Source organism: Paenibacillus sp. FSL K6-1566 (assembly GCF_038050475.1).
Classification (GTDB): Bacteria; Bacillota; Bacilli; order Paenibacillales; family Paenibacillaceae; genus Paenibacillus_AQ; species Paenibacillus_AQ lactis.
This window is the reverse complement of record NZ_JBBOSR010000001.1, coordinates 5,149,359-5,173,731: the sequence shown is the minus strand read 5'-3', so window position 1 is coordinate 5,173,731 and position 24,373 is coordinate 5,149,359. Positions and strand designations below refer to the sequence as shown.

21 protein-coding genes are annotated in these 24,373 nt (G+C 51.2%); 19 read left to right on the top strand and 2 right to left on the bottom strand.

What is annotated here, in order from left to right; genetic code table 11:
• Positions 1-143 precede the first annotated feature (143 nt).
• The 19 genes from NST08_RS22935 to NST08_RS22845 all read left to right on the top strand — a co-directional run bounded on the left by NST08_RS22935 (position 144) and on the right by NST08_RS22845 (position 22,263).
• Positions 144-692 carry a 3D domain-containing protein gene (locus NST08_RS22935; RefSeq protein WP_376773063.1) on the top strand — a complete coding sequence of 183 codons (549 nt, stop codon included), beginning with the start codon at positions 144-146 and terminating at the stop codon, positions 690-692.
• Between the two features lie 147 nt (positions 693-839).
• Positions 840-1,043: a hypothetical protein gene (locus NST08_RS22930; protein ID WP_028403792.1), complete on the top strand. Its 204-nt coding sequence runs from the start codon at positions 840-842 to the stop codon at positions 1,041-1,043.
• Between the two features lie 316 nt (positions 1,044-1,359).
• Positions 1,360-2,538, top strand: coding sequence for a cell wall-active antibiotics response protein LiaF (liaF, locus tag NST08_RS22925; RefSeq protein WP_210094413.1), 1,179 nt, complete (start codon positions 1,360-1,362; stop codon positions 2,536-2,538).
• A gap of 4 nt (positions 2,539-2,542) precedes the next feature.
• Positions 2,543-3,643 carry a sensor histidine kinase gene (locus NST08_RS22920; protein WP_251535468.1) on the top strand — a complete coding sequence of 367 codons (1,101 nt, stop codon included), beginning with the start codon at positions 2,543-2,545 and terminating at the stop codon, positions 3,641-3,643.
• Entirely contained in the window at positions 3,643-4,302 is a 660-nt protein-coding gene (locus NST08_RS22915; RefSeq protein ID WP_028403794.1) for a response regulator, read from the top strand. Before NST08_RS22920 ends, NST08_RS22915 begins: the two co-directional genes overlap by 1 nt.
• A gap of 147 nt (positions 4,303-4,449) precedes the next feature.
• Complete coding sequence (locus tag NST08_RS22910) at positions 4,450-6,099, top strand: S1C family serine protease (protein ID WP_028403795.1); 1,650 nt, start codon at positions 4,450-4,452, stop codon at positions 6,097-6,099.
• 131 nt (positions 6,100-6,230) lie between these two features.
• Positions 6,231-6,917: a response regulator transcription factor gene (locus NST08_RS22905; protein ID WP_007127291.1), complete on the top strand. Its 687-nt coding sequence runs from the start codon at positions 6,231-6,233 to the stop codon at positions 6,915-6,917.
• 2 nt (positions 6,918-6,919) lie between these two features.
• Positions 6,920-8,365 carry a sensor histidine kinase gene (locus NST08_RS22900; protein WP_341342325.1) on the top strand — a complete coding sequence of 482 codons (1,446 nt, stop codon included), beginning with the start codon at positions 6,920-6,922 and terminating at the stop codon, positions 8,363-8,365.
• Between the two features lie 52 nt (positions 8,366-8,417).
• Complete coding sequence (locus NST08_RS22895; RefSeq protein ID WP_028403797.1) at positions 8,418-9,374, top strand: 4-hydroxy-3-methylbut-2-enyl diphosphate reductase; 957 nt, start codon at positions 8,418-8,420, stop codon at positions 9,372-9,374.
• Positions 9,375-9,708: 334 nt separating this feature from the next.
• Entirely contained in the window at positions 9,709-10,665 is a 957-nt protein-coding gene (locus NST08_RS22890) for an ABC transporter permease (protein WP_007127294.1), read from the top strand.
• Positions 10,666-10,696: 31 nt separating this feature from the next.
• Entirely contained in the window at positions 10,697-11,593 is an 897-nt protein-coding gene (locus NST08_RS22885; protein WP_007127295.1) for a carbohydrate ABC transporter permease, read from the top strand.
• Between the two features lie 200 nt (positions 11,594-11,793).
• On the top strand, positions 11,794-13,476 hold the full coding sequence (locus tag NST08_RS22880; protein ID WP_341342324.1) for an extracellular solute-binding protein: 1,683 nt from the start codon (positions 11,794-11,796) through the stop codon (positions 13,474-13,476).
• 76 nt (positions 13,477-13,552) lie between these two features.
• The gene (locus NST08_RS22875) at positions 13,553-15,127 is read left to right on the top strand and encodes a response regulator (RefSeq protein WP_251535682.1); all 1,575 of its coding nucleotides are present in this window, start codon (positions 13,553-13,555) and stop codon (positions 15,125-15,127) included.
• 41 nt (positions 15,128-15,168) lie between these two features.
• Entirely contained in the window at positions 15,169-16,956 is a 1,788-nt protein-coding gene (locus NST08_RS22870; protein WP_213613699.1) for a cache domain-containing sensor histidine kinase, read from the top strand.
• A gap of 185 nt (positions 16,957-17,141) precedes the next feature.
• The gene (aroF, locus tag NST08_RS22865) at positions 17,142-18,197 is read left to right on the top strand and encodes a 3-deoxy-7-phosphoheptulonate synthase (protein WP_210094409.1); all 1,056 of its coding nucleotides are present in this window, start codon (positions 17,142-17,144) and stop codon (positions 18,195-18,197) included.
• Between the two features lie 331 nt (positions 18,198-18,528).
• Entirely contained in the window at positions 18,529-19,953 is a 1,425-nt protein-coding gene (glnA, locus tag NST08_RS22860) for a type I glutamate--ammonia ligase (protein WP_007127300.1), read from the top strand.
• Between the two features lie 181 nt (positions 19,954-20,134).
• A complete protein-coding gene (gene serC, locus NST08_RS22855) occupies positions 20,135-21,220 on the top strand; it encodes a 3-phosphoserine/phosphohydroxythreonine transaminase (protein ID WP_341342323.1) in 1,086 nt (361 codons plus the stop codon).
• 135 nt (positions 21,221-21,355) lie between these two features.
• Complete coding sequence (gene trmL, locus NST08_RS22850; protein WP_007127302.1) at positions 21,356-21,820, top strand: tRNA (uridine(34)/cytosine(34)/5-carboxymethylaminomethyluridine(34)-2'-O)-methyltransferase TrmL; 465 nt, start codon at positions 21,356-21,358, stop codon at positions 21,818-21,820.
• Positions 21,821-22,008: 188 nt separating this feature from the next.
• The gene (locus NST08_RS22845; RefSeq protein WP_007127303.1) at positions 22,009-22,263 is read left to right on the top strand and encodes an AbrB/MazE/SpoVT family DNA-binding domain-containing protein; all 255 of its coding nucleotides are present in this window, start codon (positions 22,009-22,011) and stop codon (positions 22,261-22,263) included.
• 294 nt (positions 22,264-22,557) lie between these two features.
• On the opposite strand, the gene NST08_RS22840 is transcribed toward NST08_RS22845, so the two are convergent.
• Both NST08_RS22840 and NST08_RS22835 read right to left on the bottom strand, forming a co-directional pair.
• Positions 22,558-23,643 (bottom strand): phosphodiester glycosidase family protein, encoded by a 1,086-nt coding sequence (locus NST08_RS22840; RefSeq protein ID WP_007127305.1) that lies wholly within the window; start codon positions 23,641-23,643, stop codon positions 22,558-22,560.
• Complete coding sequence (locus tag NST08_RS22835) at positions 23,640-24,053, bottom strand: hypothetical protein (protein ID WP_007127306.1); 414 nt, start codon at positions 24,051-24,053, stop codon at positions 23,640-23,642. The genes NST08_RS22840 and NST08_RS22835 overlap by 4 nt, the downstream gene beginning before the upstream one ends.
• Between the last annotated feature and the right edge of the window lie 320 nt (positions 24,054-24,373).

Genomic DNA, 24,373 nt, shown 5'->3' with positions numbered 1-24,373 from the left:
GCACATGGACATCTTCAGCGAAAGCCTACAATACCATTTTAAGCGAATCATACAGCAGGATCGATAGCAGTCCTATTTACGAAGGTTTAAGGAAAGGGGAAGTCCGAGGCTCGGATTACGTAGATCTGTCCGTGTTTTATGCCATGCGTGCCGCCGGCTTATCCGATTTGAGCCGGTATATTACCTTGCCCGAAACGGCGCCGAAGAAAACCGGGCCTGCGAAGAGGCGGGCATCCTCCATGCCGGTGCTTGCACCGCCGGAGGATCAGGTGCTTCATACGGTAAAAGTGACGGCAACAGGCTATACGGCAGGATACGAATCGACGGGCAAGAAACCGGGCCACCCGCAATACGGAATTACCTATTCCGGCGTTAAGGTCAAGCGGGATAAAAACACGCTGTCCACAATCGCCGCAGATCCTGATGTGTTTCCGCTTGGAAGCATCCTGTACATTCCGGGCTACGGCTATGGGATCGTCGCTGATATCGGATCGGCGATCAAAGGCCGGAAGATCGACCTGTATTTTGCTACAACCAAGCAGGTGTTCCAGGAGTGGGGAAAGAAGGATGTCGAGGTTCAGGTCATTAAGCAGGGCAGCGGCAAATGTACGGAGCAGATGCTGAGAACGTTTGGCAATGCGATCGAGACGTACCGGTTTCTGCCGTCCTCGGTGCTCGAGGAAGCGATCTAAAGAGCATTCCGAAACATCGATTTGAGCCGGGAGTTCACCTCGCGGAATTTCAGAATAAGGTCACCCTGTTCATCACATACTACATTTCGGGGGGCAAGAACCCCTGAAGAGGATGAAGGTATCGATAAGAACAGGGAGGTGAACATTGTGCCTAAAAAGAACAAAGTGCAAGAGAACTACCAAACTCCGAATGAAAAGTTCAACGCCGAGTTCGCTGAAGATACCAGCGGAATCAAGAGCAATCCTAAGGGGAACGCTAAAGTTCAGGAGAACTACAAAAAACCGAACGAGAAGTTTGACGCCGAGTTTGGTGAGCTGAACCAGCCAGGCGATCACCCGACGAACCGCTAACCATTCATTATTGATGGTAGATCGTTCGAGTTCAGATAAAAAGACCTTCGCCTAGGCGGAGGTCTTTTTTTGTAGATATTAGATAGTATATAATCTTCGGAAGATGTGCTGCCCGGCACCGCAAGAAAGACTACCGCTAAACGGTTAGTCTTCTTTGAGAGTACGTCGATAGACGTCTTTCTAATGTCAAGCCCAGAAATATCCAGCGCCTCGGTCTCGAGACCGAGAATAGTTTCATCCCGGCGCCGCTAACCGATTTCCCCCATCATGTAGTACACTGTAGGTAAGCTACAAATAGAACTACGAAAGCAAGGGGATGACCATGAGTAGAAAAGGGTGGAGCAAGCTCAGCAGCGGTTTGCTGCTCATCGGGATCGGTGTATTGTTTCTTCTCAATCAGATGAATATTGTAGATGTGGATCTCGGATATATTTTCTCAACCTTCTGGCCGGTGTTCATCATTTGGTTCGGACTGCAGAGCTTGATTTATGCACGCGGAGGAGGGCTGTGGGGGGCCGTCGTTCCGCTGATCATCGGCTTCTACTTCCTGGGCCGCAATTTGGGGGTTGTCGACTTTTCCTTCGGCGATCTGATTAAATACGCGATCCCGCTTATCTTGATCGGATTCGGTCTGCAGGTGATTTTTAATCCGAAGCATCAAGCACCGCCGCCGTCCCCGCCCAAGCCTGACGATTTCACCTCCTCACGGGGAGAGGGCTATCATGATCTGCCAGAGCCGCCGGAGGCACAGCCGTTGGATTCTTCTTTGGATGAGGAATTCGAGCGCAGATTCGGAAAGCAGGACAGCATGGACAAGACCGACAAGGGCCGCATGAGCGGTATGGGCGGCGGAGCAGAACGGAAGACAAGGCACAACGAATCGGTTAAGGGATACCGCTGGCAGGGCAATCATCATGCGGATCAACGGAATGAAGAACATGGCGGTGAACGGGACGATCGCAGAAAATATCGGGATTATATCGGTATGGATGGCCGGGATTCACAATACGGGAGTGCTTACGGTCCAAACGAGCACGACCCTAATGATCATGGCCCATACGGCCGTTACGGCCATGACGGTCATTATGGACACCATCATGGACATTCCAATCATGATACGGTGAACAAGTCCTCTTTTATCGGGGATGTGCATATGGGCAAGGATTATTTTCAGCTCAAGCCGACGAATATTTCCCAGTTTATCGGCGACACGGTGCTTGATTTAACCAAAGCCCAGATCCCTTACGGGGAAACCAAAATCAATATCTCCGCATTCATCGGCGATGTCAAAGTGTTCGTTCCGAATGACTCGGATGTCGGGATCCATGTATCGACCAGCTCATTCATCGGCGATATGAAGGTGCTGGAGGAGAAGCGGAGCGGATTTATGGGAAGCACCGGTCTGGAAAGCCCGTATTACAGGGAAGCGGGCAAGAAAATTCGAATCAATGTCAGCGTCTTTATCGGTGACGTTAAAGTGAACAAGGTAGGGTAACGCCATGGGATTTTTAAAGAACACAAAATGGATCATCATGGTCAATTTCCTTCTGATTGGAGCCGGAGTCGCTGTATTCCTGTATGCAGCGGACCGAACCGGTTCTATACATATAATAGATAACCGGCTGTGGTTCGTTTACGCGGCCGGTGTCATTCTGTTTTCGGGCATCGCCGGGTACATCGCAGGCCAGCGAATTCAGCGGCCGCTCGATCTTCTTCATCTAAATATGCTTCAGGCAGCGAAGGGCAATTTGACGGTTCGGCTGCCTGTCATTGAGGATGGTTCGTTTTCCAGAGTATATGATGAATTTAACGGCATGATCGAGGCGTTGGAGAAGAAGGTAAAGATACTGCAGCGGCTGGGCGAACAGGAAGTGATGGAGAAGGAAATCGCGGCTGAAGCCGCCGTCCTGGAGGAGCGGCGCCGAATGGCGCGCGATCTGCATGATACGGTTAGCCAGCAGCTCTTCGCCATCCACATGTCGGCCTCCTCGCTGCCGGCCGTACTGAAGCGGAACCCGGAGCATGGGGATCAGGTGCTTGGACAGCTTATCGAGATGTCGCACATCGCTCAGAAGCAAATGCGGGCATTGATTGCACAGCTGCGCCCGGTTGAGCTGGAGGGTCGAACGCTTGAGGAAGCGCTTGAGAAATGGTTCCCCGACTACTGTCGTCAAAATGGTCTAAAAGGCATGAAGGACGTGGAGCTGTACGGCGGCGTGTCGGAGGCGATCGAGCACCAGCTGTTCTTGATCATACAGGAGGCGGTTGCCAACATTGTCAAGCACGCGGGTGCGGGGCTTGTCAGCATGTCGCTGCGGGAAGACCAGAAACGGGTCGTGCTCAGCATCAGCGATGATGGCGTCGGATTCGACGAGATTGCCGGAAGACAGGGCTCTTATGGACTTTCAACCATGCGCGAGCGGGCGGAGAAGCTTGGCGGGCAGGTCGAGATTATCAGCAAAAAGGGAGCAGGTACGACTGTTAGAGTCAATATCCCTCTGTTTGAAGACGAGAACGGACATGAAGGTAGCGGCAAGGATCAGACGGAACGGGAAGTACCGGCAGGCGCCGGCGCATTGGAAAGGGGAGCGGAAGAATAATGAGTGGTGTAATTCGAGTACTGCTGGCTGATGATCATGATATGGTGCGGATGGGGCTAAAAACATACTTGTCGCTTGATCCCGGCTTTGAGGTGATCGGCGAGGCGGCGAACGGGCAAGAGGTTATTGACATGCTGCGCAGCGCGGATGACAGCTCCAGACCGGATCTGATTTTGATGGATTTAATGATGCCGGTTATGAACGGAGCGGAGACGACGCGGGCGGTGATGTCGGAGTTTCCCGAGCAGAAGATCGTCATTCTGACCAGCTTTCTCGAAGATGATCTGGTCGTGGAGTGTATTGAGGCGGGCGCGGTCAGCTATGTGCTGAAGACGGTATCCGCCGATGAGCTGATCTATGCCCTTCAGGGGGCGTTCAGGGGCATGCCGGTCATGACGAAGGACGTTTCGGAAGCGTTGACCCGGGGAATCCGGCGGCATATGGTGAATGAAGACGAGTCCGGATTGACCGAGAGAGAGCGGGAAGTTCTGCTGCTCATCGCCGAAGGAAAGAGCAACAAGGAGATCGGGGAGGAGCTGCATATCAGCATTAAAACCGTCAAAACCCATGTCAGCAACCTGCTGATGAAGTGTGAGCTGGAGGACCGGACCCAGCTTGCGATTTATGCCCACCGGAAGGGCTGGGTCAAATCGTCGTAAGCGAGGGAAGCTAAATCCCGTCTGATAAGGTTTTTATCTGCCTTTTAATTGTTTTTAAGGTACTATTAAGGTTTATAGTACACAATAAAGACAGTTAATCAATGAAACCGCTTGGAAGCAGGCGATTCAAATAGGAGGTAAACACCCATGGACGATCCAAGAAAGCGATATGGCTATCCAGATGATGAGCGAGCGAACAACGAACCCGGCAATGAGCCGAACAGACAAGAGGAGCCATCCTCGGGCAGCTCTTCATACTACTATTCGTACGGACCCTTTCAGTCCTTATCCAATGAGGGAGGCAACGAGCCAACCGAGGAAAGCCCGTATCGGAGACGGGAATCCCAAGAGGTTGAGGTTACGGCACCGCAGCCCGTAAAGCCGATTCCGTCTTCCGGCTATGCCCAATCGCAATCGGCCGGACAACAGGGCGGCAGCGGGGGACCGTCGGACGCCGTGACAAGGAATACGCAATGGAACTACAGCTCCAAGCCGAAAACGTCGGTCAAAACGGTGCTGCTGTCCTTTCTCGCAGGCGTCATCGTCATCTCGAGCCTGATGTTTGCGGCAGACCGGACGAATCTGTTCACGCCGGACGCGGCCTTCTCATCCGAACAGCCGTCTCAGGAAACGGCGGCGCCTGTCGATAGCAACGGTAACGGCAACGACAGCGCGACAACGGCATCCGCGATGATTCCAACCAACCAAGGGGACGTTTCGGCTGTCGTGGATGAAGCCGGCCCTGCCGTTGTCCTGATCGAAACGCTGGTCAACAGCCGCAGCGGGCAAAGCTCCAATCCGAGTCTGAATGATCCGTTCTGGTATTTCTTCGGCGGGGGCCCGTCCAGTCAGCAGGAAGACAGCGGCAATAGCGGAAACAGCGGTAACGGCGGCAATCAGCAGCTCGTGCCTTCGGGTCTCGGCTCCGGCTTCATATTCGATAAGTCCGGTTACATCCTGACGAACGAGCACGTTATTCACGGCGCCGACGTCATTCAAGTTACGGTTCAAGGCACCAAGAAGCCGTATGAAGCCAAGCTGCTCGGCTCCAGCTACGAGCTCGACCTGGCCGTGCTGAAGATTGAAGGGGATAACTTCCCGGCGGTTAAGCTGGGCGACTCCGATTCCCTGAAAGTCGGCGAATGGCTGGTGGCGATCGGCAACCCGAAAGGGTTCGATCATACCGTAACCGCCGGCGTGTTAAGCTCCAAAGAGCGCGAAATCGATATTCCAGGAACGAATGGGGAAGAGGACCGCAACTATCAGCACCTGCTGCAGACGGACGCCTCGATCAACCCGGGAAACTCCGGCGGGCCGCTCTTGAATCTGAAGGGTGAAGTGATCGGGATGAACGTGGCCGTCAGCGCGGAAGCGCAGGGCATCGGCTTTGCGATTCCGTCCAGCACGATCAAAGAAGTGCTGGAATACCTGAAGAACAACCAGGAAGTTCCGAAAGAGCCGGAACCGTTTATCGGAGCGGAGCTGGCAACCGTCACGCCGCAAATTGCACAGCAGCTTGGCTCGAAGGTAACCGAAGGCTCTTACGTCAATCGCGTCGTATTCCGCTCGCCGGCGTATGAAGCCGACCTTCGCCAATATGACATCATCATTGGCGTGGATGGTGAGAAATACCCGACGCATACCGATCTGGTCGAATTCATTCAATCGAAGAAGGTCGGCGATAAAATTACGCTTAACGTCGACCGCAACGGCAAGAAAATCGACCTGCCGCTGACGATTGGGGACAGAAACGAGTTTGAGGCTTCCCTTCAACAGCAGCAGCAACAGCAGCCGTAAGCATTGATATAGAAGCGCTACAAGCGGAAGGGTGGATTCCCTTCCGCTTGTCTTGTGCTTGGACCGGCCGATATAATGGATTGTAAATGACGTAACAATTGAGATGCTAGCAGATAGAGGAGATGTCGCCGATGCGGTCCCGAATTTTAATCGTGGATGATGATGAGAAAATTATTTCGATGCTTCGAAGAGGATTGGCCTTCGAAGGTTATGATGTGTTGACGGCCTCGAACGGGGCCGAAGGCTTGAAGCTGATTTTGAGCGAAGATCCGGATGTGGTCGTGCTGGATGTCATGATGCCCCAAGTCGATGGATTTGAAGCGCTGAGAAGGCTTCGTGAAGGGGGCAGCACGGTGCCGGTGCTGATGCTGACCGCGAAAGACGAAGTCGAGAACCGCGTGAAGGGGCTCGATACCGGCGCGGATGATTATTTGGTCAAGCCGTTTGCGCTGGAGGAGCTGCTCGCTCGCGTGCGCGCGCTCTTGCGGCGTAAAACAGGGGAGGACTCAGCCTCTCAGCGGCTGACCTTCGAGGACCTTGTTATGGACACCGATGCCAGGGAGGTCATCCGGGCGGGACAGCGGCTGGAATTGACCGCGAAGGAGTTCGAGCTGCTCCATCTGTTTATGCAGAACCCGAAGCGGGTGCTATCCCGCGATTTGATCATGGATAAAATATGGGGCTACGATTACAGCGGGGAATCCAATGTGCTGGAGGTCTACATCGCCATGCTCCGGCAGAAGACTGAGGAACATGGAGGGAAGCGGCTGATCCAGACGATCCGCGGTGCTGGCTACATTCTAAGAGGTGACAATTAAATATGTCCATTCGTTTAAGGCTGACCGCTTGGTATACCGGAATTCTGTTTGTGACGCTGCTGATATTCAGCTCAGCGGTATACGGCTTTGTGCATTTGTACACGTATGAGGAACTGAAACAGAGGATTGTCAAACAATCAGGCGAGATGGAGCTTGGAACCGACGGCTATGAAGTGTTTCCTAGCCGTGATACAGCCGACCGGCTCGAAGCTGCTGATTTATTTATGCAGACATCGACTACGGAAAGACCGACATGGCGCTCTGATAATATGATCTTTAGCGAGGTTCAGTTTGATATTCCTCCTGCCGACAATATAAAAAAATACGACAATAAGTTTACACGCATGAATATCAACGGAAACACTTTTCTTGTATATCAAAAAGCATTATTTAAAAACCCTAATCAAACCATCTTGTGGCTTCAGATTGGTGCCAATACTAGGTTAATCGACCAAACGCTGGACCGGCTCCAGTCGATTCTGATCATGGGTTCGGCCGCAACGCTGGTGATTGCTTCCACCTTCGGTCTGTTCTTGGCGCGTAAATCGATGAATCCGATCGGCAAAGTGACCGAGGCCGCAGAACATATCCAGAAGGGAACGGACCTTAGCGTCCGGATTGAGTACGACGGTCCGCAGGACGAAATCGGACAGTTGATCGGCACCTTTAACGCGATGCTCGAGCGAACCGAAGGCTTCTATAAGGAGCTGGAGGATGCCTATGCCGCCCAGCGGCGTTTCGTCTCCGACGCTTCCCATGAGCTCCGCACCCCGCTGACCACGATCCGCGGCAACGTCGACCTGCTGCAGAAGATGTGGACGGCGGAGCAAGGCGAACGAATGGATATGGATGATGAAATGATCAAGCAAATTTCGATCGAAGCGGTTGGAGACATCTCAGATGAGGCCAAACGGATGAGCCGGCTCGTGAACGATATGCTGTCTCTTGCCCGCGCGGATACCGGTCAGACCTTCGAGCTGTCGCCGATTCCTTTGCAGCCGCTCGTTGAGGAGGTTGCGCGGCGGGCACAGTTTCTGGAAAAGACCGCAGAGTGGCACGTCGGCCGGCTGTCGGTTCTTAACGGGGTGTATGTCGAGGGGAACAAAGATTATTTGCAGCAGATGCTGTTCATATTTATCGAAAATGCATTCAAGTATACGCCGGAAGGTGAGGTCAGTCTGGACGCCGTTCTGTACAAGGGACAGGTCGGTCTGAGGATTTCGGATACCGGAATCGGGATGGACAAGGACGAGGTGCCGTTCATCTTCGAACGATTCTACCGCGCGGACCAGTCTAGAGGCGTTACCGCCGGAACGGGCCTTGGGCTCTCGATTGCCAAGTGGATCATCGATGAACACAAGGGCTCGGTCGAGGTCGTTACCCGCAGAGGGGAAGGCAGCACGTTCATTGTATGGCTGCCGGTCGTCTTTGCTCCTCCCCTGGAATAGGGTATAATGGTCTATGAACCTAAGGAATACAACGCGAAAGCAGGTGAGGATCATCGAAGTCATCAAAATATCGCCGAGAGGTTACTGCTACGGCGTCGTGGATGCCATGGTGCTGGCACGTCAGGCCGCCCAGAACCTGGATCTTCCCCGGCCTATTTATATACTGGGCATGATTGTGCACAACAGTCATGTCACGCAATCTTTTGAGGATGAGGGCATCATTACGCTGGACGGTCCGAACCGGATGGAAATATTGAAGCAGGTGGACAGCGGGACGGTTATCTTTACCGCACACGGCGTTTCGCCGGAGGTTCGCAAGCTTGCCCGGGATAAAGGGCTGACCACGCTGGATGCGACGTGCCCGGACGTGACGAAGACCCATGATTTGATTCGGGATAAGGTTGCGGACGGATACGAAATTATTTATATCGGCAAGAAAGGCCACCCCGAGCCCGAAGGGGCGATCGGTATCGCGCCTGAGCACGTCCATCTGATCGAGAAGGAAGAGGAGATTGATCAGCTTGAGGTTGACGCATCCCGGATCATCATCACGAACCAGACCACGATGAGCCAATGGGATATCAAGCATATTATGAAGCGCCTGCTGGAGAAATTCCCGGGTGCCGAAATCCATAACGAGATTTGCCTGGCGACGCAGGTGCGGCAGGAGGCCGTAGCGGAGCAGGCAGGGCAGGCGGACCTCGTCATCGTGGTGGGCGATCCTCGAAGCAACAACTCGAACCGGCTTGCTCAAGTCTCCGAGGAAATTGCCGGCGTTCCCGCGCACCGGATCGGCGATGTGACCGAGCTGAAGCGCGAGTGGCTTGAAGGCATAAGCAAGGTGGCGGTCACCTCGGGCGCCTCGACGCCGACGCCGATCACCAAAGAAGTCATCGCATACCTTGAGCAGTATGAGCATGACAAACCGGAAACTTGGGAAATCAAGCGTACGGTGAACATGAGCAAGCTGCTGCCTCCGGTACGTGCGAAAAGCAAGACGCAAGCTTAAGTACCATAGATATTTATGAAGAAGCCATTGCGGTAATTTCGCAATGGCTTTTTTTGTGCCAAACCGTTGTTTATGCCACCCGGATGCTGCTAGAAGCTCGTTGAATAATATCAATTTTCTTTAAACCGGGGGTAGTAAGAAGTAATTTACCGATGAAGGGGCCGCGACATGCTGCCCTCCTAAGAGTCCTTTAAGGGCTCTTTTTTCATTTGGATGCATTTCGATTGAATATTATCATTTTTCGTTGATCAGGCAAATATTCATGATCGCCTCTTTCAACTAGAATGATAGACATTAGAGATACTTCATGGCATAAACATACGGGGGGTTGGAGATGGCACAAATATCCGTTAAGCAGGAACCTGTTCCTAAACGGAAGAAAGACAATTTGCTTGTTCGCTTTGCCAAACAGTGGGACATCCAGCTTATGGTGCTTCCCGCGCTCGCGCTGATTTTTATATTCAGCTATATCCCGATGTACGGGATTTTGATGGCGTTCCAGGACTACAACATTTTCAAAGGCATGGGCGACAGCCCTTGGGCGGGTCTGAAGCATTTCCGGATGTTCTTTGAATCTCCTGAATTCATGAACGTCATGCGCAATACGATCGTCATCAGTTTGCTCAAATTTCTAATTGGCTTCCCGGCGCCGATCATCTTGGCGCTGATGCTGAACGAGGTCCGGCACATGTTCTTCAAACGCTTGGTGCAGACCGTCAGCTATCTGCCTCACTTCTTATCCTGGGTTATCGTATCAGGGTTCGTCATTTCCCTGTTGTCCACGGATAACGGGAGCGTAAATATTTTGCTGATGAAGCTGAACCTGATCGAAGAGCCGATCAACTTCCTGTCCTTGCCGGAATACTTCTGGACCATTCTTGTAACGACGGGAGTTTGGAAAGAAATCGGTTTCTCGTCGATCGTATATTTGGCAGCCGTAGCGGGAGTGGATCCGCATATGTACGAAGCGGCTGACATGGATGGAGCCAGCAAGTTCCGCCAGATTTTCACCATTACACTGCCTTCGATCATGCCGGTGGTTGTCATCTTCATGATTCTTGCGATCGGCAACCTGTTGACTGCCGGGTTTGAAGACATCTTGCTCTTGGCAAAGAACCCTGTGCTTAGAGAGGTGTCCGATGTTATTGATACATATGTTTACCGGATCGGTATCGAAAACTCCCGGTTCTCCTATGCAACGGCTGTAGGCTTGTTCAAAGCGGTAATCAGCGTGATGCTTCTGACGATCGCCAACCTGATTGCACGCAGATCGGGCAACAGTCTATGGTAAACGAACATTGTGATGAAGGGAGCGGGTAGATTTGGTACGATTAGGATTCGGTGACCGCGTCATGCAGGTTGTCATCTATATCTTGCTTGCATTGTTGGCTTTTGTGACCTTTTATCCGTTTTGGAACGGACTTGTCATATCATTGAATTCCGGTTCGGATACCGCCCTGGGCGGAGTGACTTTCTGGCCGAGAGATTTTACGCTGGAGAACTATGAAATCGTCTTCCAGGACAAACGGCTGCTGAACGGCTTCGGCATATCCGTAGCCCGGACCGTGGTCGGTACGATCAGCTCGATTTTGGTGACGTCGATCTTTGCTTACGGGATGACAAAGCGCGAGCTTATCGGACGCAAATATTACATGGTGATGTGCATCATTACCATGTACTTCGGGGGCGGCTTGATTCCGACGTTCATGCTCGTCCGCAGTCTGGGTCTGATGGATTCCTTCTGGGTGTTCATTATTCCGAGCTTGGTAAGCGTGTGGAACATGATCATATTCCGAACCTTCTTCCAAGGGCTTCCGAACGGGCTGGAGGAGTCTGCCAAGATTGACGGCGCAGGCAATTGGGGGATTTACTTCCGGATTATCCTGCCGCTGTCCGGTCCCGTTATCGCGACACTATCCCTGTTTACAGCCGTGGCGCACTGGAACGAGTGGTTCTTGCCGAGTATCTACATTACGAAGGAAGAGCTTCTGCCGATTCAGACGATTCTGCGTCAAATTCTGAATTCGAACATCATGTCCGAGCAGATGAGCCAGCTCGATTCCTCGTCGGCGGCAGCGCTGTCGAGAATGCAGAGCGTAACGACCAAATCGTTGTCCATGGCAACAATGATCGTGGCAACCTTGCCGATTATTATGGTGTATCCGTTTGTACAGAAGCACTTTGTAAAGGGTGTACTGGTAGGTTCATTGAAAGAGTAGAACCCGAGAGTCTTTGCAAATATTCAAAGAGCGGCTTTCAATCGGCAATATGCAGGGTGAAATGGTTTGGTTCATCTATCTATTGGACCTGGAAGCCGCTGGAATCGGATTTTGCATAATCCTGAGCATCTAAACATGTTGTTTGAAGCATTCGCTTTAGACATAAATATCAAGTGGAAATACGAAAGGGGAATTAGAGAATGAGGTTGAGAAAGAAATCTCTGACCACATCGATGACCGCTTTGCTGGCGGCAGCGCTGATGCTGTCGGCATGTAGCGGCGGCGGTGGCAACGGCGGGACGAAGACGTCCGATCCGGCTCCTAGCACGGGCGGCGATACGGGCACGCCGACAGAGCAAGCGTCCGACTGCAAGTACGTGCTGGGTGAGCAGCCGCTTGAGTTCAGCTTCTATGGTCATTACGATTGGTATACGATGCCTCCTTGGGGTGAGGACGACGCTTCCAAATGGATTAAAGAGAACAAAAAAGTCGATGTTAAAGCGATTAACTCCCAAGGCAACGCGCAGCAAAAATTCAATACGATGATCGCGTCCAAAGAGCTTCCGGACGTTATCTGGCTCGATCGCGGTCCAGACGTGGAGAAGCTCAGAGAGGCGGATATGCTCGTGCCTTTCGATGAGTATTTGGATAAATATCCGAATCTGAAGGAATGGCTCGGCGAAGCCGGGATCAATATGCTTCGTTCCGATGACGGGAAGCTGTATCAGTTCCCGAACTGGTATACGAGCCAGCCGAACGGCAACGCCGGTTACGTCGTGAACAAGAAGATTTACAAGGAGCTTGGAGAGCCGAAGCTCGAGACGACCGAAGATTTGGCGAATTACTTGGCGGCCGTCAAGGCGAAGTACGGCAATGAAGTCGTACCGTTCGAGCCGGGCATTGAAGGCCAAGGGATCGATGTATTGTACTCCGCATTCAAGGAAGATGCGCTGACTCGCTGGATCGCGATCCGCGGCGTGCCAAACGGCGACAAGCTGACCTCGATCTTCACCGATCCGACGTATCGCGAGTCGATGCAGTATGCGGCGAAGCTGTTCCGCGACAAGCTGATTTCGCAGGATGCCCTGACCCAAACGAACGACCAGGTTAAAGAAAAAGTAATGACGGGCCGTGTTGCAGTCTACGCTGCATCAAGCCCGACGGAAAATGCGATGAATGCTCATGCCGAGCTGGCCAAGAAAGATCCGAACGGCGGTTATTTCATGATCTGGCCGATTGCTAAGGAAGGTCTGGATAAGAACAAAATTTATCCGGGTACCTATACGCAGCTGGGCTGGAACGTAAGCGTCATTACGAAAAGCGCGAAAGATCCGGAAGCCATCTTTGCTTTCCTGGATTGGTATACCGGTCCTGAAGGACAAAGCGTCCAAATGTGGGGCCCTCCAGGCGGATATTGGGACGGATTTGAGGAAGACGGAAAGACACCGAAGTTTACTGAGAAGTATATAACGGATGCAGAAGGTCTGGCTAAGCTTCAAGCAACAACAACGAATATCCAATGGAACGGTAATACCGTATTCGTCGACACCGCAAAAGCGAAGTACGAAAGCACACTGCCTGAAGAGCAGCGCAACTGGTCGACTCGCTGGCAGTACGAAATAACATGGAAAACGCAAGCGAACGCAACGGAATTCATTAACCTGGATCCGTCACCTGAAAGCGAAGAAGGAATTATTCGTCAACGTATCGAAGATATCTATACCGAAGCTAGAGCGAAGGCTCTGTTTGCGAAGGACGATGCCGAAGTGTTGGCCGTGCTGGATAAGGCAGAAGCCGATGCTCAAGCAGCAGGCTACGAGAAGCTTCTTGCTTTCAAAACCGAAAGATGGCAAGCAAACCTCGCCAAGATGAACGGCCAATAATACCATATGGAATACCGAAAGGGTATGCTGCGGATGCAGTATACCCTTATCGGAATTTTAGGGGGAGTAGATGCCCATGTATAAAGTGCTGCTGGCAGATGATGAAATACTGGACCTAGAAGGCATGAGGAGCTTTATTCCATGGGAAAGCCTCGGCATGGAGGTCGCGGCTGCGGTTAATAACGGATTTGCGGCATGGGAAGTGCTGGAGAAGGAGCCGGTGGATATTCTCGTTACCGATGTTCGAATGCCCAATATGACCGGGATCGAGCTGGCACAGAAGGCGCAGAAGATGAATGAAGAGCTGCAGGTTATTTTCGTGAGCGGTTACCAGGACTTTAGTTACGTTAAACAGGCAATCGCGCTCAAAGCATGTAATTATGTGCTGAAGCCGATGGAGGATGAGGAGCTTATCGAAGCGCTGACCAAGGTCAAGCAGGAGCTGGACCGCCTTCGCGAGCGGAAGGAGACGGAGCGTGCCTATCAACAGATGGTGCCGATCTTGAAAAACCAATACTTTCTTCAAATTTTGCAAAAGCCGTATGATGGGGCGATGCTGGAGATTATCGAACGGGAGTACAGACTGAATGAAATCGAATGGCCTGTCCGTGTAGCACTCTTGGAAATCGATGATGTCAGTACCTGGCGCAGCAGCTATGAGGAGAGGAATAAGGGGACAGGGGTTAACGAGCAGTTCTTCGCGAAGCTGCACATGCTTCTGGAGCAGGCCGGATTCCGGCATGTATGCAAGGTTACGGACCAGCGAATGGCGGTGCTGCTGGACAGCAAGCACGATAAGCCGGATATACAGCTTCTCCTGGAGCAGCTGAAGGACGATTATGCCTTAACCGTAACGGTTGGCGAGGGCGGCGTTGCCAATCAGCTGGAGCAGCTGCACGCTTCTTATCTGACGGCGGTGGAAGCATTAGATTATAAGATGTTCCGCGGGAAGGGTCAGTGGATTCTTTATCACGAGGTTCCGACCGAGGATCGCGAGGACGCCAAAATTCTGGACATACGCCTCGATTCCTTGTTCACGGCGATGACCAATTACGATATTGTACGGATTCACGACGAGATCGAAGCGATTCAAGCATTGGCCTCAAACATCAGATCCAAATTTACAATCCGTAATTTGGCCATTTATATCATCATGAAGCTGGATGCGCATCTTCACACGATGCATGAGGATCTGTTCCGCATGCTTGGGATTGATCTGAAAAATTTGGATGTCCTTATGCAGTTTGAGACGATGAATGATATTTTCGCTTGGCTCCGGATGAAAGTGTTTGAAATTTCGGAGCAGCTCAACTTCCGGCAGCATTCCAGGAACGGCCGGCTGGTTGAGGATATCATCAGCAATATCCGCGAACGAATGCATGAAAATATTACTTTACGCGATATGGCGAACCGATTTTCGTTTTCACCGAACTATTTAGGGGTTCTCTTCAAAGAAGAAACCGGATACAATTTTAGCGATTATGTCATCAAGCTTCGTATGGAACGGGCGAAAGAGCTGCTGGTTACGACAAAGCTTAAAATATATGAAATTGCATCCCAGACCGGCTATCAGTATCTGCCCTATTTCAGTCGGCAATTCAAAGAAATGTACGGGATGACGCCGCTGGAATATCGGCGCAAGCACGCATAGCCTTCCATACTATACCGTAGATAATGAGGTCGTGATTGGTCATGACGGGGAAATTCGAACGAATCCGGGTCAAGGTGCCCTTCGGCTATAAATTAATGATATCTTATTGCGTGTTCATCATTATTCCCGTGCTGCTGGTCGGGAACATCGCCACCCAGATCTTTGTTACGTCCATCCGGGAACAGACGCACAATAACATACAAGGCACGCTTCATCAAATGAATAATAACATTACGTACAAGATCGAGGATATCGTGCGGATTTCGGATATGCTGTATTTCGATACCTTATTCAACAATCGCCTTCGTTACACGGAGAGCCAGTGGGTCAGTTACGATACCATGGTCAAGGTTTTGATTCCCAAGCTGGAGACGGCCATCAGCACGGCCAATCGAAAAATATGGATGTCGATCTATTTAAAGAATAACGACCTCGGAGAAGTGTATGATAATTATTCGGATTCCGATCCGCTTGATGCGGATAAACGGCTGTTCGATATTTATCGATATGACCGCCTGGTTGACAAAACCTGGTACAAGCTTTACCCGCCGGAAGAAGAATACGGAACGACGCTGCAATGGAAACAGATCGAGTATGATGCTGCCCAGGGCCGCATCTCGCTCCTTCGCCGTTTGATCGACATCACCACGATCAAGCTGCAGGAAATCGGATTTATGCGGATCAACGTCAGCCTGGATTATTTGTTCGAGAGTATGGACTATAAAAAAATCGGTGAAGGAACGGCCCTCTATTTATCCGACTCGCAGGGGCGAATCATCCTCTCCTCGGGCGGTGTGAAGACGACCGTCTTCAGGGAGAAGGAGCTCCGCAATAACGGCGACTTGCTCATCCGGGAACCGATTCCTCAGCTTGGCTGGGAATTGATCGCTGTTGTCCCCGCGCCAATCGTCGAGAAGGATACAGTCAAGATTCGCAACCTGACGCTGTTGATCTGCCTCGTCTGCATCGTGGTGTTCTTCGTGGTGAGCCTGATCGTCTCGAGGTATTTTAGCCTCCGCGTGTCTAAAATCGTCTCAGTTCTGGATTCGTTCCAGGAAGGGGAATTCCATAAGCGGGCCCATTTCAAAGGCAATGATGAATTCTCGCATATCTCATCCGCGCTCAATGAGATGGGCAGCAACATCGGCAGACTGATTAATGAGGTGTACCTGGCCGATCTGCAGAAGAAGGAAGCGGAGCTGGAATCGCTGCATGCGCAGATCAATCCGCATTTTCTGTACAATACATTATCCTCCATCAGCCGTCTGGCCCGCTTTGGCATGTTGGATAAGCTGCATCGGATGGTTCTGGATCTGGCCAAGTTTTACCGCCTGTCGCTCAATGACGGCCGAAACATTATTTCCGTCAAGAACGAATTGGAGCAAGCACAAGCCTATGTCGATATCCAGAAGATTAAATACGATGAACGAATGCAAGTCAGCTATGACGTAGAGCCGGAAGTCGTCCGGTACGAGACGGTGAAGCTAATTCTTCAGCCGTTCATTGAAAATGTGCTCGAGCATGCCTGGACCGGGGACTCCATTCATATCCGCATCACGGCCAAGGTGCTTCAGAATGTGCTGGAATTCCGGGTTATCGATAACGGGGTTGGTTTCCCTCCTGACCGAAGGCTGGATAACACCGGGGCTCAGAATCTGACGAACGCTGGCTACGGGATCCGTAACGTGGATCAGCGAATCAAGCTGCACTACGGCAGTCAATACGGGGTTACCTTGTTCAGCCGGGCCGGGATCGGAACCACGGTAAGAATCGTTATCCCGCTGGTTAAGCGTAAAGTGTCGGAGGGACGCGACAAACCGATTCCGTAAGTACACCAACAGCTCCCCTTTTCAAAAGGTCCAGGATTTGGGCTTGACGGAAAGGGGCATTTTTTGTATAGTTACTTTAATAGATAAAAGCATAAAAGCTTAAAAGCGAACAAGCGCTTAAGCGTGAAAGTCTATAGTGGAATCAGGAATAATTACTGAGCATATTGAGGAAAGAAGGGCTAAGCATGATCGTCATAACTTCGAATCAAACACCGGAAGAGCAGATTAAGCATATTGTAGGCGAGATTGAGAAGGAGGGGCTGCAGGCCCATGTATCGCGCGGTGCGGACCGAACGGTGATCGGGCTGATCGGCAGCGTCAATCCGAAGCTTGCCGAGCATCTGCGTCAAATGAAAGGCGTAGAGAACGTCATTAAAATCTCTAAATCTTATAAGCTTGCAAGCCGTGATTTCCATCCTGACGACACGGTCATCGATATTAAAGGAACGAAAATCGGCGGCGGCAATCTGGTTGTCATGGGCGGTCCTTGTGCCGTGGAGTCCGCGGAGCAGATCGACGAGATTGCAAGGCTGGTTAAGGCGGCCGGCGGACAGGTGCTTCGCGGGGGTGCTTTCAAGCCGCGAACAGGACCATACAGCTTCCAGGGGATCGGCGTCGAAGGGCTGATCATGATGGCTGAAGCCGGGCAAAAGCATGGCCTCCTGACGATTACGGAGGTTATGACACCGGAGTACGTCGATATTTGCGCGGAATACGCGGATATTCTTCAGGTTGGAACACGGAATATGCAGAATTTCGATTTGCTGCGCAAGCTGGGCACTTGCGGAAAGCCGGTGCTGCTTAAGCGGGGATTTAGCGCAACTTACGATGAATTTTTAAATGCGGCGGAATACATTCTTGCCGGGGGGAACCCGGATGTAATGCTCTGTGAGCGGGGAATCCGAACATTCGAGACCTATACCCGGAATACATTGGATTTATCTGCCATCCCTGTATTGCAGCAGCTCAGTCACCTTCCGGTCATCTCCGACCCAAGCCATGGAACAGGCCGCCGGGAGCTGGTTGAACCGATGTCGAAGGCTTCCGTAGCCGCAGGCGCGGACGGACTTATTATTGAAATGCATACCGACCCGGATAATTCGATGACAGGAGATGGCGTACAGTCCCTGTTCCCGGATCAGTTTGCCGCTTTGCTCAAGGATCTGGAGCAGCTGGCTCCGCTCGTGGGCAAAAGCTTTAATACTTCCAAGGCTCCGGCATCCGATTTTGCCCGCGTATAATACGCTTCGTACCTGATCGCAATGTCGATGCGATGCCGGGAGAAGCAGCCGGGAAACCGCGGGGAGAAGTTTATGAATAGCGGATATGGATAGGCAGAGTCACAGCATAGCTATGAAGACACTTGCACGTTATTTGCAGGTGTCTTTTTCATGTTGTTTTACTTTAATTGGTTTCTTATGTCAATTTATATGACATGGTTTTTAAAAATACCTTACATAGCTATTGACGTGAGGTTATCTGCCAGCATATAATGACGAAAAGAAAACGAAGAATATAGGAACATTGTTAAGCTGTTTTAATCTTAATGTTCGGAAATTGGGAGGAAGAGACATGTCGGTAGAGAAATTATTGCATACAATTCAAGAGAATAACATTGAGTGGGTCGATTTTCGTTTTGTAGACTTGTCGGGACGGGCGCATCACATTTCCCTGCCAGCTTCAGAAGTAGATGCTGAGACGTTTGTGAACGGGGTAGCCTTTGACGGATCTTCTATCCCAGGCTTCCGCGGCATTGAGGAATCGGATATGGTGATGATGCCGGATCCAAATTCCTACTATATCGACCCGTTTACAGCACATCCTACCATCAATATTATGAGCAACATCTATACGCCGGAAGGTGAAGCATATGAGCGTGATCCGCGCGGCATTGCGACACGTGCGGAAGAATATCTGCAGCAGTCCGGTGTAGGTACGGCAGCGTACTTCGCGCCTGAATCCGAGTTCTTCCTGTTTGACGATGTCCGCTATGAAAGCACGATGAACAGCTCCAGCTACTTCGTGGATTCCGAGGAAGCTAACTGGAATACGAACCGTAAAGAAGAAGGCGGCAACCTCGGCTTTAAAGTCGGCGTAAAGGGCGGTTATGTACCGGTGGCGCCGGTGGATACGCAGCAGGATATCCGCAGTGAAATGTGCAGATTGCTGAATGAAGCAGGACTTCGCGTGGAGCGTCATCACCATGAGGTGGCGACGGCAGGGCAAGCGGAAATCAACTTCCGTTTCGATACCTTGAAGAAAACAGCAGACAATCTGTTGATCTATAAATACATCGTTCATAACACGGCTCGTCAATACGGCAAAACGGCAACCTTCATGCCGAAGCCGCTGTTCGGGGACAACGGAAGCGGGATGCACGTTCACCAATCCATTTTCAATGGCGATACTCCGTTGTTCTACGAGAAAGGCGCATATGCTAACCTGAGCGAAACTGCGCTTCATTACATCGGCGGTATTCTGTACCATGCTCCGGCACTGATCGCCCTGACGAACCCAAGCACCAACTCCTTTAAACGTCTGGTTCCAGGTTACGAAGCACCGGTTAACCTCGTGTTCTCCAAAGGCAACCGTTCCGCCGCGGTTCGGATTCCGGTTGCCGCAGTAACCCCTAAAGGCTGCCGGATCGAGTTCCGTACGCCGGACTCTACGGCGAACCCTTACCTGGCATTCGCGGCAATGCTGATGGCAGGTCTGGACGGAATCAAGCGTAAAATCGATCCAACGGCTCTTGGATACGGGCCATTCGATAAGAACATCTACGAGCTGTCCGATGCCGAGAAGAAGGAAATCCGCAGTGTACCGGGTTCTCTGGACGAAGCGCTGGATGCACTTCAGGCAGATTATGAGTTTTTGACCGAAGGCGGCGTATTTACGAAAGACTTCCTCGATAACTTCATCGAGTTCAAGCGTGCCGAGGCCAAAGCCGTTAACATCCGCGTTCATCCGCACGAGTACTCCCTGTACTACGATCTGTAAGAGATCAGCTTCATTTAGCGCCGAGGGCTTATAATTAAGCCCTTGGCGCTTTTTAGGTAGTCACCGGGAGCGGCAAAAAAATTGTGAATAATTACACTTGAAGGACCATCAGATTGTTGCTATGATTAGCGTTAAATCAATAAAGCGATAAAGGGAACACAGAGAAAGGGTGGAGAGTCAATTGAGCAAGAGAGCCTTCAATTTTAATGCAGGACCTGCCGCATTGCCCCTGGAAGTGCTGGAGCGCGCGCAAGCGGAATTCGTCGATTACCGCAATACCGGCATGTCGATCATGGAAATGTCCCACCGTGGTGCCGTTTATGAAGCTGTACATAATGAAGCGCAGGAACGCCTGCTGTCACTGCTGGGGAATCCGTCCGGTTATAAGATGCTGTTCATTCAGGGCGGTGCGAGCACGCAGTTTGCAATGATTCCGATGAATTTTTTGGGACAGGGCCAGACCGCCAATTACGTCATGACGGGAAGCTGGGCCGACAAGGCGCTCAAGGAAGCGAAACTGATCGGGGAGACGCATGTTGCTGCCTCTTCCGAGGAGAGCAAATACATGTCTCTGCCGAAGCTTGCGGACATCCAATTGTCCGACAATGCCGCTTACCTGCATCTGACCTCCAATGAGACGATCGAGGGCACGCAGTTCAAGGACTTCCCGGATACCGGCGCAGTGCCGCTGATCTGCGATATGTCCAGCGACATTCTCAGCCGTCCTTTTGACCTGAGCCGATTCGGCATGGTCTATGCGGGCGCGCAGAAGAATCTGGGACCGTCCGGGGTGGCCGTTGTGATCGTTCGAGAGGACCTGATTACGGACTCTCCGAAGCATCTGCCGACGATGCTAAGATATAACACGTATCTGAAAAACAACTCCCTGTACAATACGCCGCCGTCCTTCGGCATTTACATGATTAACGAGGTTCTGAAATGGATCGAAGAGAAGGGCGGGCTTGCAGGGGTTCAGGATATGAACCGCAAGAAGGCCGCGCTCATTTATGATGCCATCGACAACAGCGGCGGATTTTACCGCGGCTGCGTGAATCCGGACAGCCGCTCCGATATGAACATTACGTTCCGCCTGGAAACCGAGGAGCTGGAGAAGGAATTCGTGAAGGCTTCCGAGAAAGAAGGCTTTGTGGGACTTAAGGGGCACCGGAGCGTAGGCGGCTTGCGGGCATCCGTATACAATGCGGTTCCTTACGAGAGCTGCAAAGCGCTTGTGGACTTTATGGAGCACTTTAAGAACAGCCGCTAATGTGATATAAATCCAACAACAGACCTAAACCCTTCCCTGATTAACAGCGGAAGGGTTTTTCTGGAATCAGCCTGAAAAGTCCGGCGTATCGGTTATAATAGAAGAAAACGTTAAAGAAAAGGTGGACAATACAACATGGCACTGCATATCGTACTCGTTGAACCCGAAATTCCAGCCAATACGGGCAATATTGCCAGAACCTGTGCGGCTACGGGCACACATCTGCATCTGGTTCGACCGCTCGGCTTTAATACCGATGACAAGACCTTAAAGCGGGCTGGCCTGGATTATTGGTATGCCGTACATATTGAATATCATGACTCCTTCGAGGAGCTGAAGGCGAAATATCCGGACGGGCGCTATTTCTATGCTACGACGAAAGCCAAGAAGCGGTATATGGACGTTCAATTTCAGGATGAGGATTTTCTTGTATTCGGGAAAGAGACGAAGGGGCTGCCGCCCGAGCTGCTGGCTGCCAATCCGGAGTCCTGCATCCGGATGCCGATGACAGACAAGGTCCGCTCCCTTAATTTATCCAATTCGGCGGCCATTATCGTTTATGAGGCTTTGCGCCAATTGGATTTTCCAGGGATGGAATGAGTAGTGCTGACGCTTAAATAATTCGGAAAAACCATCCAGTATACCTATAAGATATCGAAAAAAACTAATAAATTCTTAAAACCAGCAGGATTCGACAGCTTTTTATCGAACTATACTACTAGGCCCTTATTATCAGTTTGAGAATTCCAGAAATCACTTGTTGAAGATGAAAGAGGTGTACAATTGTTATGAAACCTGCTGGTGTAGTTCGAAAGGTCGATCAGCTGGGGAGAATCGTTCTTCCAAAGTCTCTGCGTAAGAGATATCAGATGAACGAGGGCGATCCCGTAGAAATTCTTGTGCAGGGGGACCACATTATTCTGGAGCGTTACCGTCCCAAATGCGTCTTTTGCGGCTCGATGGACGGCGTAAGCGAGTTTAAGGAGCGTTATATCTGCACACAATGCATGTCGGAGATGCAGCAGCTTCCGAGACATGCTTGATTCCTAATATAAAGGTTCTATCGTCTCATTTGATAAGCATCGCGGACAGCGGTGCTTTTTTTTATCGCAAAAAATAAAAGACCCCCTCATAAGAAGAGGGAGTCATGCCTTACAGGCCTTTGGTTTTGTCATCATTGTAGGCTGCGGTCAAAATGCCGACCATATAAAGGGCAAATACGATCATGACGATCCAAAAGGTTAATGAGAAAGACATTACGGCCACCTCCTGCTAAGCTAATCTATATTATAACCATCTTAGCCGAAAAAATAAATGATAATATGAAAACTGCCCCTTTATTTGAAAAACAGGAAGTGTGTCGGCACCGGACGGAGCTGTCCGTCCGAGGGCTTGTTCACAACCCGTCCGTTCAGGACGAGGGAGGAGGAGCCGCCCCCATCCAAGTTATATGCGTCGATCACGCCAAGTTTAAGAAGCTTGTTCTGCAGCTCCTGCAGCGTAGCACCCGACTTGCCGTTCTCATCATATCCTTCCGTGACGAGAATCAGCAGCTGATCGTCCTTATAATTGCCGATGACGGTGCGCGGAGCACGTGCAGGCGTGCTTCTCCACTTCTCGGGAATGGTCGTCTTTCTTCCGTTCTGCAGCAGCACCGGCACAAAGGTGGCTCCGAATTTCGGGCTTAGACGGTCAAGCTGCTGTTGACTGTAAAATTTGCCGCCGATCAGTTTTCCGGAGGTGCTCATTCCGACGAAGGCCAGATCCTTAAAGCTAGGCTGAAATCCGGATACATAGTGGCCCTCGTAAAACGTCGTGCCGAGCGGGAAGCGGCCCTTGTTCCCATCGGCGTATCCGCCGGCATTAATGCCGGCTACGGCCCCGTGCCGGCTGACGGCCCGCATCGTCGTTTCCACCGTTCCGGGCTTGCCGCTTTCGCTGCCCAGGGACATGCTCATCGCGGAAGGGTCCTTCAGCTTGACCTTCATCGCATAGCCATGGTAGGGGCCGGGATTGACTTTATACAATTCAATCCGGATCCGGTCGCTGTGAACCGTCTCGATGGGGGCTCCCAGCTTTGAGGTGATTCTCCGGTTATAGATTTGCTCGGGCTTTGCGGCCTGCGTCTTGGCTTTTCCCAGAAGGGATCCTACCTTGGCGGTCGTCTGTTGATAGAGAACGGCCGTCTTTTCAATGGAGGATACGGTTTGTTTGGCAGCTGCGGCCGCTTGGCCGAGATCGCTCCTGATCTTCGCCGACTGCTCGGAGATATGGCTGTCGGCTATGTACTCCGAAGAGTGCAGCGTGATGCGCGGCGGCTGGGTTAATAGCCACATGCACAGCAGCATGCCGATGAAAGGCGCGATGGCAAGCATAAATAAACGGTTTACCTGCTTTGGTCGGATATATTTGAGCTTGCTCACTTTAAGAGCTCCATTTTGCGTTCCAGTTCTTTGAGCTGTTTCTCGACCTCGCTAAGCTGGCTGTACAGCTTGTTGCTGTTGTCGGTTTTGCCGCTGGCCTGATCTTTGGTGAAGGTCAGCAGCTCGTTGAAGGATTGAACCTGACTCTGCATTTCGTCCAATTCCTGTACCAGCTCATTGAAACGCTGATCGTATTCCGATTTGAACGAAGCCATCTGCCTATTGGTATCCTCCTGGAGCTGGATAACGACCTGTTCCTTCAAATGGTTACTGTATAAATAGGCTGCGGTAGTGCCCAGCCCAATCAGTACAATCCAAAATACCCAGAACCATCTGGCCGAAGGTCCTTTGCGCTGCATTTCCTCACGGGACTCATAGGGGGTATTGTTTTCTGATTCCAACACCGGCATTTCATCACCCCTCAAAATCTATCATTTTTTCCAGATATCTATTCTATCATGTCAGAAATACTTTCGCAAAGACGAACAAAAGGCACTTGTTTTATGAAAAAAGATTGCTTAGAAAGTTAGAGTGGGATACAATCTGTATAGATTTGTTTATCAAGTAGGATACATATAAGACATTCGCCATGCTTATTTTGACTTCTCTGCGTCTTCAGGATTAAGTTCGCCACGGATCTGCATGTGATTCACAGTTCGAAATGTCGATCCATGCCGTAAACAACGTAAATTCGCATGTCGGATGTATGCTTCGTGATGATGCCGCTTAC

Bases quoted from the DNA above. Each gene is read 5' to 3' on its own strand.
- NST08_RS22935 (WP_376773063.1), top strand. From the start codon at position 144: ATGCGTGCCGCCGGCTTATCCGATTTGAGCCGGTATATTACCTTGCCC.
- liaF (WP_210094413.1), top strand. From the start codon at position 1,360: ATGACCATGAGTAGAAAAGGGTGGAGCAAGCTCAGCAGCGGTTTGCTG.
- NST08_RS22920 (WP_251535468.1), top strand. From the start codon at position 2,543: ATGGGATTTTTAAAGAACACAAAATGGATCATCATGGTCAATTTCCTT.
- NST08_RS22915 (WP_028403794.1), top strand. From the start codon at position 3,643: ATGAGTGGTGTAATTCGAGTACTGCTGGCTGATGATCATGATATGGTG.
- NST08_RS22910 (WP_028403795.1), top strand. From the start codon at position 4,450: ATGGACGATCCAAGAAAGCGATATGGCTATCCAGATGATGAGCGAGCG.
- NST08_RS22905 (WP_007127291.1), top strand. From the start codon at position 6,231: ATGCGGTCCCGAATTTTAATCGTGGATGATGATGAGAAAATTATTTCG.
- NST08_RS22900 (WP_341342325.1), top strand. From the start codon at position 6,920: ATGTCCATTCGTTTAAGGCTGACCGCTTGGTATACCGGAATTCTGTTT.
- NST08_RS22890 (WP_007127294.1), top strand. From the start codon at position 9,709: ATGGCACAAATATCCGTTAAGCAGGAACCTGTTCCTAAACGGAAGAAA.
- NST08_RS22880 (WP_341342324.1), top strand. From the start codon at position 11,794: ATGAGGTTGAGAAAGAAATCTCTGACCACATCGATGACCGCTTTGCTG.
- NST08_RS22875 (WP_251535682.1), top strand. From the start codon at position 13,553: ATGTATAAAGTGCTGCTGGCAGATGATGAAATACTGGACCTAGAAGGC.
- NST08_RS22870 (WP_213613699.1), top strand. From the start codon at position 15,169: ATGACGGGGAAATTCGAACGAATCCGGGTCAAGGTGCCCTTCGGCTAT.
- aroF (WP_210094409.1), top strand. From the start codon at position 17,142: ATGATCGTCATAACTTCGAATCAAACACCGGAAGAGCAGATTAAGCAT.
- glnA (WP_007127300.1), top strand. From the start codon at position 18,529: ATGTCGGTAGAGAAATTATTGCATACAATTCAAGAGAATAACATTGAG.
- trmL (WP_007127302.1), top strand. From the start codon at position 21,356: ATGGCACTGCATATCGTACTCGTTGAACCCGAAATTCCAGCCAATACG.
- NST08_RS22845 (WP_007127303.1), top strand. From the start codon at position 22,009: ATGAAACCTGCTGGTGTAGTTCGAAAGGTCGATCAGCTGGGGAGAATC.
- NST08_RS22835 (WP_007127306.1), bottom strand. From the start codon at position 24,053: ATGCCGGTGTTGGAATCAGAAAACAATACCCCCTATGAGTCCCGTGAG.